Source organism: Streptomyces sp. NPDC054834, assembly GCF_053611185.1.
In genome coordinates this window covers 1-15,472 of sequence record NZ_JBSGZV010000074.1, presented here as the reverse complement: position 1 = coordinate 15,472, position 15,472 = coordinate 1, and the positions used below count along the sequence as shown (strand labels likewise).

Sequence of the window (15,472 nt, the reverse complement as noted above, 5' to 3'; positions counted from 1 at the left end):
CGCCGCCCCCCCCCGGGCAGCCCGCGGGGCGCGGGCGGTGCCGGCCCCCCGCGGGGGCCCCAGGGGGATCCGCGGGGGGGGGGGGCGGGGCGACTGCCCCGGGCCGCGCGGCCCCCATCGGGGCCCGCGAGCCCGAGGGTGTCTCTGAGGCGACCGGTCTACCCGGCGCTGTAGGCAGCCTGCAGCCGGGCGAGCAGGTCGCGCGTGTCCTCCGCGGAGAACGCGGTCACGTCGTCCTTGTCCGCTCCTTCGACGGCGATGTTCCACTCACCGTCGCCTGCTGCCGCCACGTGGATGGGCGGCTGGGCCATCCACATGACGTCGATGCCGCGCCGGACCACCACGGCGATGAGGCTGGGCAGCAGCACCGCGCCGCCTGCGCCGCCTGGCCCCATGAGCAGGTCGGCGAGGGCCTCGGTGGCGTTGTCACCGCGGACGCTTTCCGTGGTGAGGGCGACTTGCTCACCACCGGCGCTGGTGAGCAAGACGGCCATGTGCGTGCAGTCCTCGTTCCGCTGCCACGGGGGAATCTTCCAGTCGAAGGTCATGCGCTCATCTTGCCCACGCAGTAACCCAGTTGATCCCCGTCGTGGTGTCCCACGTCGTGGTTTCGATTACTCGAGGACGGTCGAGGCAGCTGGAGCGGGCGTCTGAGGAGAGCTGGCTCATCGGCCTCTGTAGACGTCTTCGTCAACCGGCGGTTCGTCCCCGACGTAGTCGTAGGGGTCGTCGTCCAAGAGAACATCCTCGTCCAGGTCGCCCAGGTGAAAGATAAGTTTGCTGCTCACTTCGAGGTCGCATGCCGCGCAGTGGAATCCGTAGGGAACGAGGTAGACCCCTTCCTGGCCGGCGACGCCCTGGACGTTCACAAGACCAGCCACCCACCCCTGAGAACCGCAGGCGGGGCACTGTTTCGGCGCTTCCCGGCTCATGGTGATCATCGGCTGGCTGGTGATCGCGGCCAGAACCACATCACGCTCTTTGCGGGACATATGCCCGAAGCGCTGCTCGAACAGTGAGCGTGCCTTGACCAGCAGAGCTTCCGCCGCGACGCGTTCTTGTCGCACCTGCTCATCGACCAGCTTGTCGTGCAGGACCCGGTAGGGGCCCCAGTAGCTGATCGGATCGACTTTCAGTTCTTCGAGAACCGGGTCGACGAGGCGCAAGCAGACCGTGAATACCGCTTCAGCTTGTGCCGAGTCGTGTATCGCGCTGTGGGCAACCCCATTGCGGGCGTCCGCCAGGGGCTCGAGGGCCTTCTTGTCGATCGGGATCTTCCTGGGAAGCAGCCTCAGAACCCGCTCATGGGCTTCTGCGAGGCCGATGGTCTTGACCTTGGTCAGAGGAGCTGCGTGGGAGCCCAGACCTGTGGCATGGAGCAACGAGTCGAAGTTCCGACCGTCGACGATCAGAGCCGGGTGGATTCCAGCGAGGTATGCCTTGAGCAGGTGCTCTGTCGCGACGCCGGCGTGGTGAACGGCGAAGTCGTAGCTCTCGGGCCCCTCGACAAAGGCCGCCAGCGCCGCATTCATCCATCTTTGAGATGAACTTTTCAACTGCTCTGAATCCATGGCCGAGACGATAGGGCCGCAGGACCGTCAAGCGCTCCGGGATTAGCCAGCAGCGACGGCGGCATCGACCGCGCCACCGTGCTGTGGACCGACATCACTCGCAGGGCTCCCAAGAGTCACCACGGTTAGGCCGCGTCTACCGACACCCTGTCCGCGGGGGAAGGTGTCGCGGCCGCGCGCTGGCGGGCAGCATGCAGTTCGCCCAGGCGCTGGTGCAGGAGGAATTCGGCGGTGCGGCGGCCCGCCGCGTCCGCAGCCTCCTCGGCAGCAGCCTCGGCACCTCGGCCCCGGTGCCTAAGGCACGCCTCGTACGCCGCGTCGGCGTCCGCCACCGCCTCCTGCGACCCCAGCAGCCGACGCAGCGCGGCCGCGCGCCGCTCGTCCCGGATCTGCTGCGCCACCTGCGGCGCAGTGAACGCTGCCCAAGCCGGATCGGCGTCCGGACCGCAGGCTCGCTCGCACGCCAAGGCCAGGAGGCTACGGGTATCCGCCTCGCACTGCTGGGTGAGCTCGTCGACCGCGGCAGCGTCCAGGAGGTCAGCCCGCACGGCGACCGCCAGGTCGACCGCCTCCCGCACGAGCTCCTCGGTCCGCCGCCGGTAGGAGCACACCGGGCACAGGCCAGCGGATTCGGGCAGCCCGCAGTCCGCACACGGCGTTTGCCTCCGGACCAGTTCCGCATCTTCCTCGAGGGCACGGCGCCGCGCGATCGCCTGCTGACGTTGCTCAACCTCACGCTCGGCCCGGGCACGGCGGACCTGCGCCCGCTGTTCCTCGAGGGCGGTTTCCTCGCGCAGGCGCCGCTCGGCCACGGCACGGCGCGCGGCCGGATCGCTGTACGGCATCTCGGCCTCGACCCCGGCCGCAACCCGGGCCCGCAGCGCGCGCCGCGTGTGGACGATGTTTCCGCAGGTCGGGCAGTCGGTGCCGGTGTCCAGGCGGATGCCGTCGTCGCACCTCAGGTCTGGGCAGGCAGGGCGCTGGACCAGGCCCCGACCGAGCAGCCAGCCCATCGGATCGCGTACCAGGGCCTCGCCCCCGACCTCCTCCAGCCGGTCGGTGAGCCGGGCCGCGAGCACGCGCGGCGCTGCCTTCGGGGCCACGATCCCGGACAAGGCCCCAAGGGCCTGCTCAGCAGCGCGAACGGCGACGGCCTGCTGGCCGCGACGGAGCTGCCTCCACAGGTAGGCCACCGGAGCCAAAGCGACCCGCAAACGAAGATCGCCAAGGTCAGCCACCCGCCGTTCTTGCTGCCGCTGTTCACCAGCACCATCCACGACCCTCAGCCGCGAACGGCTCCCCGAGCCTGCCGTCGGCAATCCCCCACCTGGGCACTCTCCCTGGTTTTCCCCGCGCAGCGGGCCATCCCCACCGATCGCCCGCTGGGACGGGGCATCTGCAGCGTCCGCAGCCTGGCCCTCGTGCGCGTACGCGCTCTCCGGCTGATCACAGAACCCCGGATCGGCGTAGCCGGAAAACCCAAGGCCATCAGCAACCTCAGAAGACACATCAGCCACAGAAGAGTGATCAGTGTGAAGGGATGCCGTAGTCGCGAGGTCTCCCTCATCAGCTCCGCACCGACCAGGGGTCCCGCTGATCTGTGGTTTCGTCGGCGGAAGGAGGTCCTCACTAGGCCATGCCATACCCGCGAGGTCTCCAACGAGGCCATCAGCAGCATCCGCGCTTCCCTGGCGGCCACCGTGCGCGGCCGCAACCGCCGGCACCACCAGCCGCGCCGCCTGCCGCAGGCCGGACACAGTCTGCCGCCGCGGGCGCTCCACCAGCCCGGCGCCCTCCAGCCTCTCCAACACCCGCTCCGCCTGCGACAGCGAGCGCCCCAGCAGCCGGGCCAAAGTCGCTACCGGTCGGCCATAGCGCTTGTCGACCCGGCCACCACACAGCCGCACCCGCCCCGTCTCCCCCGCCTCCAACACCAGCAGCAGCAAAGCGAGCCGGTCCGTCGCCGCACCATGCCCCGTACGGGCACCCAGCAGCCCGGTCGGCGTCACCCGCCCATCCCGGTGCGCCCAGCCCGGCGCCATCAGGGCCTCCACCAGCCGCAGCAGGGTGGCGAGCTCCGGCTTCGTCAACCGCAACGGATGCCCGACCTTGTTCTGGGCCTCCCACATCGGAAGCACCCGGCAAGTCAGACCCCAGTCCTCGCCGAACTCGCCCGGCAGCGTGTCGACATCCACCACACCGGAACGACGCAGGCCCGGCACGACCGCATGCCGAACCCTGGACACCGACAGCCCCAGCCACCGGCCCAGCTCACGAGCGCGGATCTCCACCACACCGGTCTCGGACGGCGTACGGGAAGCCAACACCACTACCGCCAGCCGCACCGGGTCCGACGCCTCCTCAAGGCCCGGACTGTCCAGCAGCGTCCGCACGGCGGCAGCAAATCGAACACGAGCATCCTGGCCGAGCGCCAGAGGATGTCCCGGACCGTGCTTCACAGTCGGCCCGGCCATCTTTGGCACCGAGTGCAGCCACCGACGGCGTGACGGCCGGCGGTGGGCGGCGGGAACCACGGCGGTGCTCACGTGGACACCCCGACGAGCCGCGCACGAGACGGTCTGCCGGCCCACGCGCACAGCCAAACGGACGCTCGTGAGGAAAACTGTGACCGGGAAGACGCCGCAAAATGCGCCATTCGGGCATGGATGGGCTGACAAAGGGCAGCACCATGCTGCAACATGAGTCGTGCCTCTTTCTTGACGTGGAAGAGGGCATAACGAAGGGCCTTGCGGCACTTCGTGGGTTCTGAAGCGAACCGAGATCGAATTGCTCGGCCGGCGGCAACCGGACGGGCAATCCCTTCAGGGGGTCGGCAAACCTCCTGGTAGCAGATGGGGCGCCACAGCCCAGGTGACGGCAATCACCAGGGTGGCCGGGCGTCCCGGCGGCTCGAAGACCCGCTCAGCGGGCGCCGCCAACCGCGACTACACCATCTCGCCCCCCTCCGGGGCAGAGGTGCGCCCGCAGCCGGACTGGCGCGGGAAGATAAAAAAGGCACCCCACCGGAGCGACGCACGGTTCATCGTCATCGCTGCCACGGCGGGCGCCTTGGTGTGTGTCTGTCGGAAGGGCGGGGTACCCTGCTGCACGTCGAGGCCTTCCCTGGATAGGTCCTCGGCCACGGGACCCAGAGCGCCAACTCGGGGGTCCCACAGGGTCCGCGAGTACCACCTCGCGGACCCTTGCCATTTCCATACTTCATTTGTCCGTGGATACCGTACATCTCTGAGATCACACAGCGACACCCTGGTATCGACCGTGTCGTCTTCCTCCCTGACGCCACGGCATATCTCTGAAGAGCTGTGGCAGTCCGTGGGCGCGTCAACGAACGCACCACTGAGTATGACCGCTGACGGGCCAGAGGGACGGACCCGGATGATGTGCGGAGGGTACGGGTACCGGGCCGCTCCACTCCCTGGACTCAACATTCCCGGCATGGTGCCGCTTGGGTTGGGGCGAGGGTGAAGAGCGTCAGCGGATCGTTCCGCTGAGATGGCACCGGCCTGGGTGGGCTGGTGTCTTCCCGCTTCATCGCCTTCTGCCGCCAGGCCCGGGGGCCGGGCGGTCTTACGGGGGCTCGGCGGGCGTTTTGTGTCTCCCCTCTGCCAGGGGCGACAGGGTCAACTGGGACAGCGTGGGCCGCGATGTTGCGTGCGGCGTTGAGATCCCGGTCGATCGTGAAGGCGCAATTGGTGCAGTGGAACGTCCTGTCCGCGAGCGTGAGGTGTGGGTTTTGCCATCCGCAGGCGGAGCAGGTCTTGCTGGACGGGAACCAGCGATCGAGGACCGCGAGGGTGGAGCCGTACCAGGAAGTCTTGTAGGTGAGCTGGCGGCGCAGCTCGCCTGGTGAGGTATCGAGAACGGCCCGGTTGAGGCCGGCCTTCTGCTTCACGCGGAGGCCGGGCTTGTCTAGGCTTCCGCGCGCGCTGCGGGTCATTCCAGAGACGCTGAGGTCCTCGATGGCGATCTCGGTGAATCGGGTAGCCAGCTGCTTGGTCAGGGCGTGCAGCGCAGTCTGGCGGCGCACCGCGACTTGATGATGCAGCCGGGCCACCCTATTCCGGGCCTTTTGGCGCCTCTGCGATCCCTTCTCCGTGCGGGACAGGGCCCGTTGGGCTTTAGCGAGTCGGTTGTGGGCCGCACGCAAGAACCGTGGATTGGCTACAAACGCCGTGCCCGGGTCGTTGGATTCGAAGGGTTGGGAGAGGATCGCGAGATGGTTGACGCCTAAGTCGACGCCGACGCGGCCGCGCTCGCGTTGAATCCTGGTGGGCCCCTCCGGAAAGTGCGCGTTGACCTTGCACAACACCGACGCGTACCAGCGGTGCCCGGCCCGGGAGATGGTCACCGACTGCACCACCGCCTCGCTCCGTTCGACCAGCCGGGTCAGCCGTTTGGCGGACGTGTGAAGCCGTACTTCTCCAATGGTCGGCAGTCGCAACCTACGGTGGGTTGCGAACCGGATGCCGGGTCGTTTCGTGTGATGGTGCAGACGAAACGATTCCCGTGAGCGACCCTTCTTCTTGAACCGTGGATATCCAACGGGTCCCCCTGCCCGCGCTCCGCGTATCGAATTCAGCCAGTTCTGCCAGGCTCGGTCCGCATCAATGAACGCTGACTGAAAGACGAAGTTGTTCACCTCGTGCCACCACGGACATGGCCGCTCCGGGCCAGAAGCATCCTCGGGAAGGTCTGGCGTCCGGGAGTCACCCTTGATCTGATTCAGGTGCTTCTGGATCGCAGGCTTCAGCGGCACAGGAACTCGCACCTTCTTCCGGGCCTCTACTTCTGGCACGCCGTGATCCACCAACTGCTGGAGTTCGCGCCGCCACTCTTGGTGCGCGGACATCTTCATGCCCAACGCGTGGTTGTACGCCCATCGGGCCGCGCCAGCGTGCCGGGTGAACGACTCAACTTGGGCAGGAGTGGGGTCCAGCGCGAACTGAAAGCCCTTAAGAATCTCGGTGCCTGCTGCCGGCGCCTCCGTCAACAGCAACCTCCCTGAGTGTTGGCCTGGCGGCGTGCGTCGTCGAGAAGGTCAAGCACGGGACCGCGCAGCCCCGGAGCGACGGCAACCGTGGCCGAGGAGAGCAACTCATGCTCGGCTCCCTCGGCGTCCAGGACCAACGCTCCGGCTTCGCGTGCGATGGCCGTGCCCGCTGCCATGTCCCACGGGTGATTGCTCATCGCGATGCTCGCGTCTAGCTTCCCGGCAGCCACCCAAGCGAGATCGATGGCGGCAGATCCGACCATCCGTACCCGTAGTGCTCGCTCAGCAAGAAGATGAGTGATGGCGAACCTCACCCTGTTGCGTTGCTGCGCGCTCGTACCGACCGCGTAATCACCGATTGCGATCACGGCTTGTGAGAGATCGTTCGTGCGACTTGGCATAAGCCGTACTGAGTCGGCATGAGCACCAAGTCCTTGAGCGGCCGTGAAACGCTTTGACAGGAAAGGCAGATCGATCACGCCGAGCACGGAGGCGTTGCCGGACACGAGCCCGAGTGACACGGCACAGAGCGGAATTCCGTTCACTAGGTTCGCTGTACCGTCGATCGGGTCGAGGGCCCATGTGAGTTCCTTGACGGGCACAGTGGCTCCCTCTTCCTCGCCGAGGAAGCCGAGTTCTGGCGTTTCGCGTGAGAGGAAGTCCCGGACCTGTTCCTCTACTGCCAGGTCGATCTCGGAGACCATGTCGCGGTCGCCCTTGGCTCGCACCTCGCCGACTGCCATGCGGCCGACCAGGGAAGCTGCTTGATCAACCGCAGCGCACGCAACCTGAAGAAGCGAACGTAGATCACTCATGCAGGTTCACGCCTTTCCCACATGGCGGAGAACACTCGCTCAAAGGATGTGTACAGTCCACCGGACGGGCGGCGCTTCCGGATCACGAAGGTGGGAGAGTCGACACCGCGGGCCTGCGGAAGGTACGTCTGCGCGACGCACACCTCGGTGTCGACGAGGAGCACGTTGAAGCGGATCGGCTCGTCATAGACGCCGATTTCAATGCGCTCCTGCGCTTCCGGGCTCACACGACCGGCGACGTGTTCGCGAAGGATCATCAGGTTCATTGCCGTCAGGTCCGACAGGCGATTCGCCGGATACCCCTCCTCCTGCTCTCGCTCCCGTATGAAGTGTCCGTAGGGCTTCAAGAAGAGGCATCGAAGAGTAGTTCCCTGCTCAACGAGTTCACGGAGCCGTACGTCTGAGTACGTCTGGCACAACATATTGAGGGACAATCCGCAGGCTCGGATCTCCTTGGCGCCCTCAAGAAGATCCGAGGTGGGCAGCTTTGCCTGAAACTCTGACCGCGTCGGATACACAGCCTCAAGATCAACGAAGCGATCACCCATCACCTGGGCCGCAGCGTCGAAAGCCTGCCGGTTGCCCAGATCAGGAGGACTTTGGCGGACGATCAATTCGCATGCGACGAGCACGTCTCCTGGAGGAGTGGTGGTCGTCTCCCACGCTGTGACGAGCCCAGCCTTCACAGGCCACCCGAGCAGACTGTCCAGTAACTGGGCAAATTCTGCCTCACTCATGCCACGTGCCGCCCGGGCCGCGGCGACCTGGTTTCTGGCTACGTCTCCGAGATCCAGTTGTCGAGGGCCGGGTCCGTACATCGAGACAACGGCCGCTTCCTGCCCGCTCGTCATCGGGGTGCTCCTCCTGGGATGGTTTCAGGCGCCGTTTGCCTGCCGCGGGCGGGGTGAGGCGGGATCCTGTGCCGGGCGGGCGTCACGTGGGTATGGCTGCCCAAGCCGGCCGAACAGGTCAATGAGCTGCGACTGCAGTAGCTCGACCGTGCCGCGCAGGTCAGACAGCTCTTGCCGGAGATCGTCAAGAGCTTCCCTGTCAGGCGACTGCATCGAGTCGACCTGGGTTTGGAGCGAAGCGAGCCCCTGTGCGAGACGCTCAAGCGTGAGCTGCTCCTTGTGGACGTCCTCTGGCTTGGCCTGGACGAAAACCGCCTTGCCAGGCTGGCCGTACAGGAGGCCCTCGCGAGTCAATTCGCTAACGGCCCGTCGGACCACGGTGCTTGAGACACCGTAGACGTCGGTGAGAGTGGCCGTGGAAGGGATCGGTTCGCCGACCTTGAGCCGCTCGTCAGAGATCTGCTGACGCAGATCATCCATGACTCTGCGGTACTCCGGCTGCCCGACTTTGTCTGCCACGGAGTCTCCTCTGTCCTTGTGCACCATGTTGTACAAGCCGCCCCTAGTGCAGCACATACGCAACGTGCGGGCCAGCAGGGGGGCCAGCAGGGTGTCTGGAGCAGTCATTGGCGATACCTCCTTGACAACCTTATACACATGGCGCCACCTTGTGTATATAGTCGCTGCAAGCGGGGACCTCCGCTTCAGCTCCACCAACCGAAAAACGCAGCCTGCTCGCCATCGCTTACACGCGGCACTGGGGTTGACCGGCCATAGAGCCGACACGATGTCCCCTGGTGGGTGAGAGCAGGGCAGCCCGACAGCAGTTGCGCTGCCTGTCGTCCAGGATCCGACCAGCTTATTTCCGCTGACGGCTCCTGGTCGGCAGGGAACGCAGCCTCCATGTCACTCCCCCGCCAAGGAGCCCGCCTTGCGTATCAGCAAGCTCCCCCCGTACCGGCTCAGCGACTTCCGTCCCCAGCACGTGAACCTCCGGGACGGCGAGGTCCAGACACTGAGGTGCCCGGAGTGCAAGTCCTGGCACTCGATCAGCCGCGGGGCCCTGACGCCGCACTATCCGGAACCCAAGAAGCGCTGCTCGGGAAGCGCCCGCCGGATCATCTTCGACGTCACGGTTGAGCAGTGGGGCGCGGCGCTGGTTGAGGGAGAGCGAGAGGCTGGAGCGCGTCGTAGCGCTCAGCAGTTCCACAAGCCCGCTGCTCCGGCCGGCCAGCCGGTTCATCGCATGGCGTACACCGCGCAGATGTCGCCCTTAGAGCGTGCGCGGCAGGCGATCGCTCGGCATCAGACCGGTTGCAAGAACTGCCGGAACCGTGTTCCCTGCCGGATGCCGAAGGTTCTTGCTGAGCGCGAGGCAGGCCGGAGCGGACTCGCGGCGCTGGAACGCGCGCTCGCCGCGGTCGCTCGGCATCGGCGGGGATGCGCTGACTGTCGCCGTGGCCACCCCTGCCCGCTCGGTTACGAGTTGGCCGAACGGAAGTCGTGGACCGAGCAGACCCGCGAGAGCGTGACCAGCCAGCAGACCCGCGAGCAGCAGGAAGAGCGGAACTGGGAGCGCGGCCGTGAGGCCCAGCACTCGCGTCGCCGAGTTCAGCAGTGGCGCCAGGTGCTCCCGGCCGTGGAGCGCACGGACCGCGAGCGGCGCGAGCAGTTGCTCCGCCAGGACCAACTCCAGGGAACACGCCGCCGTTTCGTGGCGGGACGCGTCCGCCACACCCCCGTCGCGAATGGAAGGAACGGCTCATGACACAAGCCGCGATCGACATCGACTGGCTCCTGGACGACGCGGAGAAGGGTGACGTGACGGCGAAGGCCAAGATCGACGAGATCATCGTCGACCTTGAGAAGGCTCGGCTTCACTCGCTCGAAGCGGCAGCCGACGGAGAGCGTGTCGCCGCAGACGAGAACGAGCGCGAACGGATCCGTTCCCAGGCGGGCATGGCCGCGTACTACGCCCGCGGGCACGCCAGGGAGTACGGGGAGGAAGTGGCCGTACTGCGTGCCGGCGAGAACCCGTGGGGTTACGAGATCCAGTACTGACCCGCTCCTGTGCTGCCTGTGATCGCTGCTCGTTGGCAGAGCGGCGATGGCAGGGGGCAGCAGGACCTCGATAGGTCAGCGGCCCTGCTGGGTTGGCCTCCGCCAGGGGAGGCCAACCCAGTCCGCAACCGAACAAAGAAGACGGCCCCGGGATCGCACCCCGGGGCCGTTGTCGTCGACCGCCCCGAAAGGAAGTCACGTTGAACTCCACGAGCATGATGACATCCCGCGCGCCGCTTGGTGCACAGGGGGACGAGCACCCGAGCCAGGAAGACGAGGCGCTGCGCCGGGCCAGGGAGCACGACCAGAGGGGTGGGACACGGTGACGGTCACGGTCTTCGGTACCGGAACTCTGCACGCCGCGGCCGTGGACGAACGACTTGTGGTCCCCGAACCGGTGCCGGGTCTGGTGTTGACCGAGCGGAGGCGCGGCTTCTGCGCTGAGGTGACGGCCTCCTCGGAGGGTTTCAGCGCTGTTCGCGTGCTGACCCGCTCGGTGGCGACGACGTACGGCGCTGACCCGGGCCTCGCTGATTCCGCCGAGCTCGTGGTGTCCGAGCTGATGGGCAACGTGCTGCGGGCCAGTTCGGAGAACGAGCCCGTCCTGCTGATCGTCGAGGTGTACGCCGTCCCGTCCGGCGTCGAGGTGATCGTTCACGACGCCGTGCCGGGTCAGCCGGACCGCCGCGATGTCGCCTTGGACAGCGCAGAGGCGATGTCTGGACGCGGTCTGCATCTGCTCGACCTGCTGACCGATCACTGGATGGTCGAGCCGTCGCCGCTCGGCAAGCAGATCAGGTGCCGCCTCCGGGCTGAGTAACACCAGCTGTCTTACGGGCGGACGGTCGGAAGGTCAGCTTCTGCCACTGCAGCACCACCGCACCTGGCGGGGCCGGAGATCACCGCGCCCAGCCGCCCCCATTTCCCAGCAGCCCCAGGGACTCCGCGTTCCTGGGGCTGCCCGCATTTGCGATCTCAACGGAGGACCCATGCAGGACGTTCAGGACCTCGTCAGCCTTTCCGCTGCCCACATGCCCGCCTCCGAGGCCGGCGTCGACTGGCGGCACCGCGCCGTTTGCCGGGAGGAAGACCCCGAGTTGTTCTTCCCGATCGGCAACACCGGTCCGGCGCTGCTGCAGATCGAGGAGGCCAAGGCGGTCTGCCGTCGCTGCTCCGTGATGGAGCACTGCCTGCAGTGGGCGCTCGAGTCCGGTGAGGACTCCGGCGTGTGGGGCGGCCTGTCCGAGGACGAGCGCCGGGCGATGAAGCGCCGCGCGGCCCGCAACCGCGCTCGGAAGGCCAGCGCCTGACCGGACATCACCCGCAGCCCCTGCCCAGTCCGTCGCCACCGGCCCGGCCATCGTCGGCCCGGTGTCGGCGGAGAACGCAGGGACCGATCGCCCCAGCGCCTTTGGCGCCCGCTCCGGTCCACACCGTCCCCGACACCCTGAAGGAGTTCGTCCATGACCGTGACCACCTCGTGGCTGTGCCGGCACGAGCCGACTTGCCCGCCTGCTGACAGCCCCGACCGCGAGGCCGCGCAGACCGTGGCTAGCCATCCGGAGCAGGGCTGGAGCCTGCTGTGCAACGGTCTCTTCGTCTTCGACGTTATGTCGATCTCTGGTGCTTCTCGGCGCCTGTGAGCTGGCGGTCTGCGAGATGGACATGTCTATGCCGAGCGGTGGATCCGGTCGTTCAGCTGGGAACGCTGGCAGTGATCGTCTGCGCAACTTGGGTGGGCGAGAGGTGAGTGGTGTCGATGATTTCGGCTTCTCGCCGCAGCCAGGGAAGGGCGGCCTGGTAGCGGGGGATGTGGTCCAGGCGCCATTGCCGAGCACCGGTTTCGACCGTGTCACTCTCGATGCGTTGGGCCAGCGTATCCGGATCGGTGTGCAGCACGAAGTGCCGCACCGGAATGCCAGCCTTCGCCAACCCGGAGTGGATCTCTCCCCAGTACTGCTCGACCAGCACCGATTGAGGGATGACGAGCACTCCACCGACGAAATCGAGGACCTGCGACGCGGTCTCCACGACCAGACCACGCCATGGCGGCCAGTCCTGGAAGTCCCTGACGGGAATCGAGTTGAGGATGTGTCGCAGCATGTAGCCGACGGTCTCGGAGTCGAAGACCCTTGCGTCTGGAAGAAGCCCGGCAAGTTGCTTCGAGGTCGTCGTCTTGCCGACGCCGAAGGTCCCGTTCAGCCAAATAATCATGCCAGTGACCCTATCCGCGGGGCCGGAGCCTCCGTAGACGTCCCCGAGCAGTACCGGTCAGCGGAGTATCCCAGCCAGCGCGGCGCGAGAGTCAGCGGCGCTCAGCAGCTCCAGCCGATGGCGCGGCGGTCAGGGTGCGGAGACGGCGGATCTCGCCGTGGGCTGTCTCTAGTTTCCGGGTGAGGTCGGCGACCTGGTCGCGAAGTTGCCGGTTGCGTTCGAGCGCGGTCTCCAGCCTGCGTTGCAGGGAGGCGTCGCTGGCCGCATGCCGAGGACTGCGATGCGGAGCCGGGGCCCGCTGTTGGAGCTGGTTGATCGCGGCGATGAGGTCGGTCTGCGTGTATAGCCAGGACCGGGAGACACCGGCCGCGTTCGCGATGCCGACGACCGTGGGCCGTTCGCCGCGGCGGGCTGCGGCCTTGATGGCTTCTTCGGCTCGCTCGCGTGCCTGCCTGCTGCGCGCCTTCGACGCTTCGACGAGGAAGCGGGAGTTGTCAGCCGGTGGCATCGAGATCGGTCACCTTCCCACCGGCCACGATCTGCTGCGGGCCGGCCTGTTCCAGGGCGTCGATGATGGTGTCGAGCTTGCCGAGCGTGCGGGTGTTCTTCTCGACGATGCGCGACAGCCCGGCCTTCTCGGCGTCGTCGATGAGCTTGCGGGTCTCGTCCCTCTGGCGTCGGTGCTGGTCGAGGAAGTCGCCGGTGGTGATGAAGAAACGGCAGTCCAGACACGGGTTGGCGTACTCGCAGTCGGTCTGGATAGGGGCTCCGCAGTAGCCGTTGGGGAGACTGACCTTGGCCCGGACCAGGGACAGCCGCATCCATGTGGCATCGGCGAGCGGGTGGTCAGCAGGCAGAGCGACAGGTTCTCCTTCGGCGTTGACCTTGAGGGACTTCTCCCAGTGCTCGCGCAGGGTCTTCTGGTGCAGCCGGGCGTAGATGGCCGTCATCTGCGGCGACATGTGATCGAGCAGTTGCTGGACGATGTGCTGCGGGACGTTGGCGTTGATGAGCCGGGTGCCCAGCGTGTGGCGGAACTGGTGGAAGGTCACCCTGGCGGGGCGGCCGTGCTCGTCGATGAGACGGATGCGCTCCAGCCAGCTCTCCATCTGATCGCGGCACCAGCTGTCCGAGACGGGCTTGCTGCCGTTGAGGTTGGCCTGCCAACCGGGGAACAGGAAGCGGCTCCCGGACGGGAAGCGGGCCTGGACACGCTTTTGCTGTGCGGCGATCTCGTCGGCGAGGGCCTGGCTGATCGGGAAGAATGCGATGCGTCCGTGGATCTTGTGGTTGACCCAGGTCAGGTAGGGGGCGCCGGTGTCGTCATGGGTGACGCAGTCGAATCGCAGTCGCCGGGCGTCCTTCATGCGCAGGCCGCAGGAGATCAGCAGCGGGACCATGAGGCGGAGATCGTCGGTGGCGATCAAGGCCAGGTTGGCGGGGTTCTCCATCTGCCGCATCAGGTGTTCTGGGATCCAGCGGGGTTTGGCCGGCGGCGGAGGCGGGGCGTCGTTGTAGACGACGGCGTCGCGGGGCAGGTCGGGCTGCCAGTCGTGGGCGCGGGCGTCGGCGAGGAACCGGCCCAGCGAGTTGACCGCGGCCCGGCGGGTGAACACGTCCGGGTAGTCGATGGCCAGGGCGGCGATCCACGTCTCGATCCAGGCGCGGGTCAGGTCGGCGGGCTCGGCGGTCTGCGGCAGGTGCCGGGAGAGATGGGTCAGGGAGCGCAGGTTCTGCGCGATGGTGTTGACGCTGATGTTCGTGCTGATGCGCCAGCGGCACCATCGTTTGACCAGCTCGCGCAGCCAGGGCTGGGCTATGCCGCCGAAGCGCAGGTAGCGCGTCTCTCCTTCGGTCAGGGCGAAGTGGCGCAGGTCCCAGGTGTCCCGCGGATACTGGTCGGCCCATGGGTCATCGGCGATGAGCAGGTGCTCCAGGGCGAAGCGGGTGTCCGCAATGAAGCGGAAGGCGACCACGTTGTAGCCGTGGCGCCGTCGGTCGGACCCCAGCGGTGCGACGTGGTCGCGCCAGCTGGTCTCGTCCCAGTCCAGGAGGCTGGTGACCGGCGCCTGACAGGCCCAGGTGACCGCGCGGCGGACCTCGCGGGCGGGGGTGAAGCGCAGCCCCTCGTCGAGCCGGTGTTGCAGGCCGAACTGGAACTCCAGACGCAGTGCGGGGTCGAGCTGGCTCAGGCGGATCTTCGGGTCGCCGCGGTGGGCGAGGTCGTCGTACCAGCTCGTGAGTTCAGGGCGGCCGTGCTTGCGCCAGCGGGTGTGGTGCGTGTGACACAGCGGCGCATCGGTGCTGTCGGTCCAGCGTAGGCAGCCGGGAAACTCGCAGGTCCGCTCGGCGGCCCACGGCCTGCCCGGCGGGTGATAGAGGGTGCGTCCCAGCCAGTCCTCAAGCGGTGGTCGACGGGCGTGGGTCCATCGCGAGGCATGCCGGTGACACAGGCCGTGGGCGGCCCTGGCCCGGTTGCACCCGCAGACCAGGCAGGCCGCCACCTCCTGGCGGCGACGCAGTCGCGCGTCCTCGTCCGCGGCCCAGCTGTCCAGGTCGGCCGGACGTCCTGCGGCCACCCAGCGGTGATGGTGGGTGCGACACAGCTTCAGCGAACCCATGGTCAGCGTCGTCGGGCACGAAGCGATGCGGCACTCACCAGGGAAGAACACCGGGCTGTCACGTGGCGGACAGAACACCTCGGCCCGGAACTCCGGGCGCACCGTCTCCATCAACTTCGCCAGCAGCCCCGCGGAGCCTCGGCGCGATTGGGGCGTGTTCACCGGGCCGATGCCCCGTCCTTGATGATCCCGGCCGAGAGGAGCACCCGACGATGATCCTCGACATCGAGGTGTAATGGTGACGTCGGGTATTGGAACTGCCCGAATGCCTCAGCCGGTGCGGACCCAGGCGGTGAAATCGTCGGCGAGTCCTGGCGGGTTGGCCAGC

15 protein-coding genes are annotated in these 15,472 nt (G+C 67.2%); 5 read left to right on the top strand and 10 right to left on the bottom strand.

Annotated elements, in window-relative coordinates; translation table 11 throughout:
* Window positions 1-158: 158 nt before the first annotated feature.
* From ACWGJM_RS46150 to ACWGJM_RS46120, 7 genes are all read right to left on the bottom strand, one after another.
* A complete protein-coding gene (locus ACWGJM_RS46150; protein ID WP_453417781.1) occupies window positions 159-548 on the bottom strand; it encodes a hypothetical protein in 390 nt (129 codons plus the stop codon).
* Between the two features lie 117 nt (window positions 549-665).
* Window positions 666-1,571, bottom strand: a complete 906-nt coding sequence (locus tag ACWGJM_RS46145) for a hypothetical protein (RefSeq protein WP_453417780.1) — start codon at window positions 1,569-1,571, stop codon at window positions 666-668.
* A gap of 125 nt (window positions 1,572-1,696) precedes the next feature.
* Window positions 1,697-3,964, bottom strand: a complete 2,268-nt coding sequence (locus ACWGJM_RS46140; RefSeq protein WP_453417779.1) for a hypothetical protein — start codon at window positions 3,962-3,964, stop codon at window positions 1,697-1,699.
* A 1,049-nt stretch (window positions 3,965-5,013) separates the two neighbouring features.
* Window positions 5,014-6,582, bottom strand: a complete 1,569-nt coding sequence (locus ACWGJM_RS46135; RefSeq protein WP_453417778.1) for an RNA-guided endonuclease InsQ/TnpB family protein — start codon at window positions 6,580-6,582, stop codon at window positions 5,014-5,016.
* Complete coding sequence (locus ACWGJM_RS46130; protein WP_453417777.1) at window positions 6,579-7,397, bottom strand: inositol monophosphatase family protein; 819 nt, start codon at window positions 7,395-7,397, stop codon at window positions 6,579-6,581. The genes ACWGJM_RS46135 and ACWGJM_RS46130 overlap by 4 nt, the downstream gene beginning before the upstream one ends.
* Window positions 7,394-8,248, bottom strand: coding sequence for a DUF5919 domain-containing protein (locus ACWGJM_RS46125; RefSeq protein ID WP_453417776.1), 855 nt, complete (start codon window positions 8,246-8,248; stop codon window positions 7,394-7,396). The genes ACWGJM_RS46130 and ACWGJM_RS46125 overlap by 4 nt, the downstream gene beginning before the upstream one ends.
* 24 nt (window positions 8,249-8,272) lie before the next feature.
* A complete protein-coding gene (locus ACWGJM_RS46120; RefSeq protein WP_453417775.1) occupies window positions 8,273-8,767 on the bottom strand; it encodes a winged helix-turn-helix domain-containing protein in 495 nt (164 codons plus the stop codon).
* Window positions 8,768-9,734: 967 nt separating this feature from the next.
* Between ACWGJM_RS46120 and ACWGJM_RS46115 the strand changes: the two genes are divergently transcribed.
* The 5 genes from ACWGJM_RS46115 (at window position 9,735) to ACWGJM_RS46095 (ending at window position 11,952) form a co-directional block, all read left to right on the top strand.
* Window positions 9,735-10,016, top strand: a complete 282-nt coding sequence (locus tag ACWGJM_RS46115; protein ID WP_453417774.1) for a hypothetical protein — start codon at window positions 9,735-9,737, stop codon at window positions 10,014-10,016.
* On the top strand, window positions 10,013-10,309 hold the full coding sequence (locus ACWGJM_RS46110) for a hypothetical protein (RefSeq protein ID WP_453417773.1): 297 nt from the start codon (window positions 10,013-10,015) through the stop codon (window positions 10,307-10,309). Before ACWGJM_RS46115 ends, ACWGJM_RS46110 begins: the two co-directional genes overlap by 4 nt.
* Window positions 10,310-10,691: 382 nt before the next feature.
* Window positions 10,692-11,129, top strand: coding sequence for an ATP-binding protein (locus ACWGJM_RS46105; protein WP_453417772.1), 438 nt, complete (start codon window positions 10,692-10,694; stop codon window positions 11,127-11,129).
* A gap of 211 nt (window positions 11,130-11,340) precedes the next feature.
* Window positions 11,341-11,619: a WhiB family transcriptional regulator gene (locus tag ACWGJM_RS46100; protein ID WP_453417794.1), complete on the top strand. Its 279-nt coding sequence runs from the start codon at window positions 11,341-11,343 to the stop codon at window positions 11,617-11,619.
* A 174-nt stretch (window positions 11,620-11,793) separates the two neighbouring features.
* Window positions 11,794-11,952, top strand: a complete 159-nt coding sequence (locus ACWGJM_RS46095) for a DUF5999 family protein (protein WP_453417793.1) — start codon at window positions 11,794-11,796, stop codon at window positions 11,950-11,952.
* Between the two features lie 52 nt (window positions 11,953-12,004).
* Here ACWGJM_RS46095 and ACWGJM_RS46090 read toward each other — a convergent pair whose 3' ends face one another.
* The 3 genes from ACWGJM_RS46090 to ACWGJM_RS46080 form a co-directional block, all read right to left on the bottom strand.
* Window positions 12,005-12,523: an AAA family ATPase gene (locus ACWGJM_RS46090; RefSeq protein ID WP_453417771.1), complete on the bottom strand. Its 519-nt coding sequence runs from the start codon at window positions 12,521-12,523 to the stop codon at window positions 12,005-12,007.
* Window positions 12,524-12,614: 91 nt separating this feature from the next.
* On the bottom strand, window positions 12,615-13,031 hold the full coding sequence (locus ACWGJM_RS46085; RefSeq protein WP_453417770.1) for a DUF6262 family protein: 417 nt from the start codon (window positions 13,029-13,031) through the stop codon (window positions 12,615-12,617).
* Entirely contained in the window at window positions 13,018-15,306 is a 2,289-nt protein-coding gene (locus ACWGJM_RS46080; RefSeq protein WP_453417769.1) for a tyrosine-type recombinase/integrase, read from the bottom strand. Before ACWGJM_RS46080 ends, ACWGJM_RS46085 begins: the two co-directional genes overlap by 14 nt.
* Window positions 15,307-15,472 lie beyond the last annotated feature (166 nt).

Coding starts and splice junctions, on each gene's coding strand:
- ACWGJM_RS46090 (WP_453417771.1), bottom strand. CDS start 12,523: ATGATTATTTGGCTGAACGGGACCTTCGGCGTCGGCAAGACGACGACC.
- ACWGJM_RS46085 (WP_453417770.1), bottom strand. CDS start 13,031: ATGCCACCGGCTGACAACTCCCGCTTCCTCGTCGAAGCGTCGAAGGCG.
- ACWGJM_RS46125 (WP_453417776.1), bottom strand. CDS start 8,248: ATGACGAGCGGGCAGGAAGCGGCCGTTGTCTCGATGTACGGACCCGGC.
- ACWGJM_RS46110 (WP_453417773.1), top strand. CDS start 10,013: ATGACACAAGCCGCGATCGACATCGACTGGCTCCTGGACGACGCGGAG.
- ACWGJM_RS46100 (WP_453417794.1), top strand. CDS start 11,341: ATGCCCGCCTCCGAGGCCGGCGTCGACTGGCGGCACCGCGCCGTTTGC.
- ACWGJM_RS46130 (WP_453417777.1), bottom strand. CDS start 7,397: ATGAGTGATCTACGTTCGCTTCTTCAGGTTGCGTGCGCTGCGGTTGAT.
- ACWGJM_RS46145 (WP_453417780.1), bottom strand. CDS start 1,571: ATGGATTCAGAGCAGTTGAAAAGTTCATCTCAAAGATGGATGAATGCG.
- ACWGJM_RS46150 (WP_453417781.1), bottom strand. CDS start 548: ATGACCTTCGACTGGAAGATTCCCCCGTGGCAGCGGAACGAGGACTGC.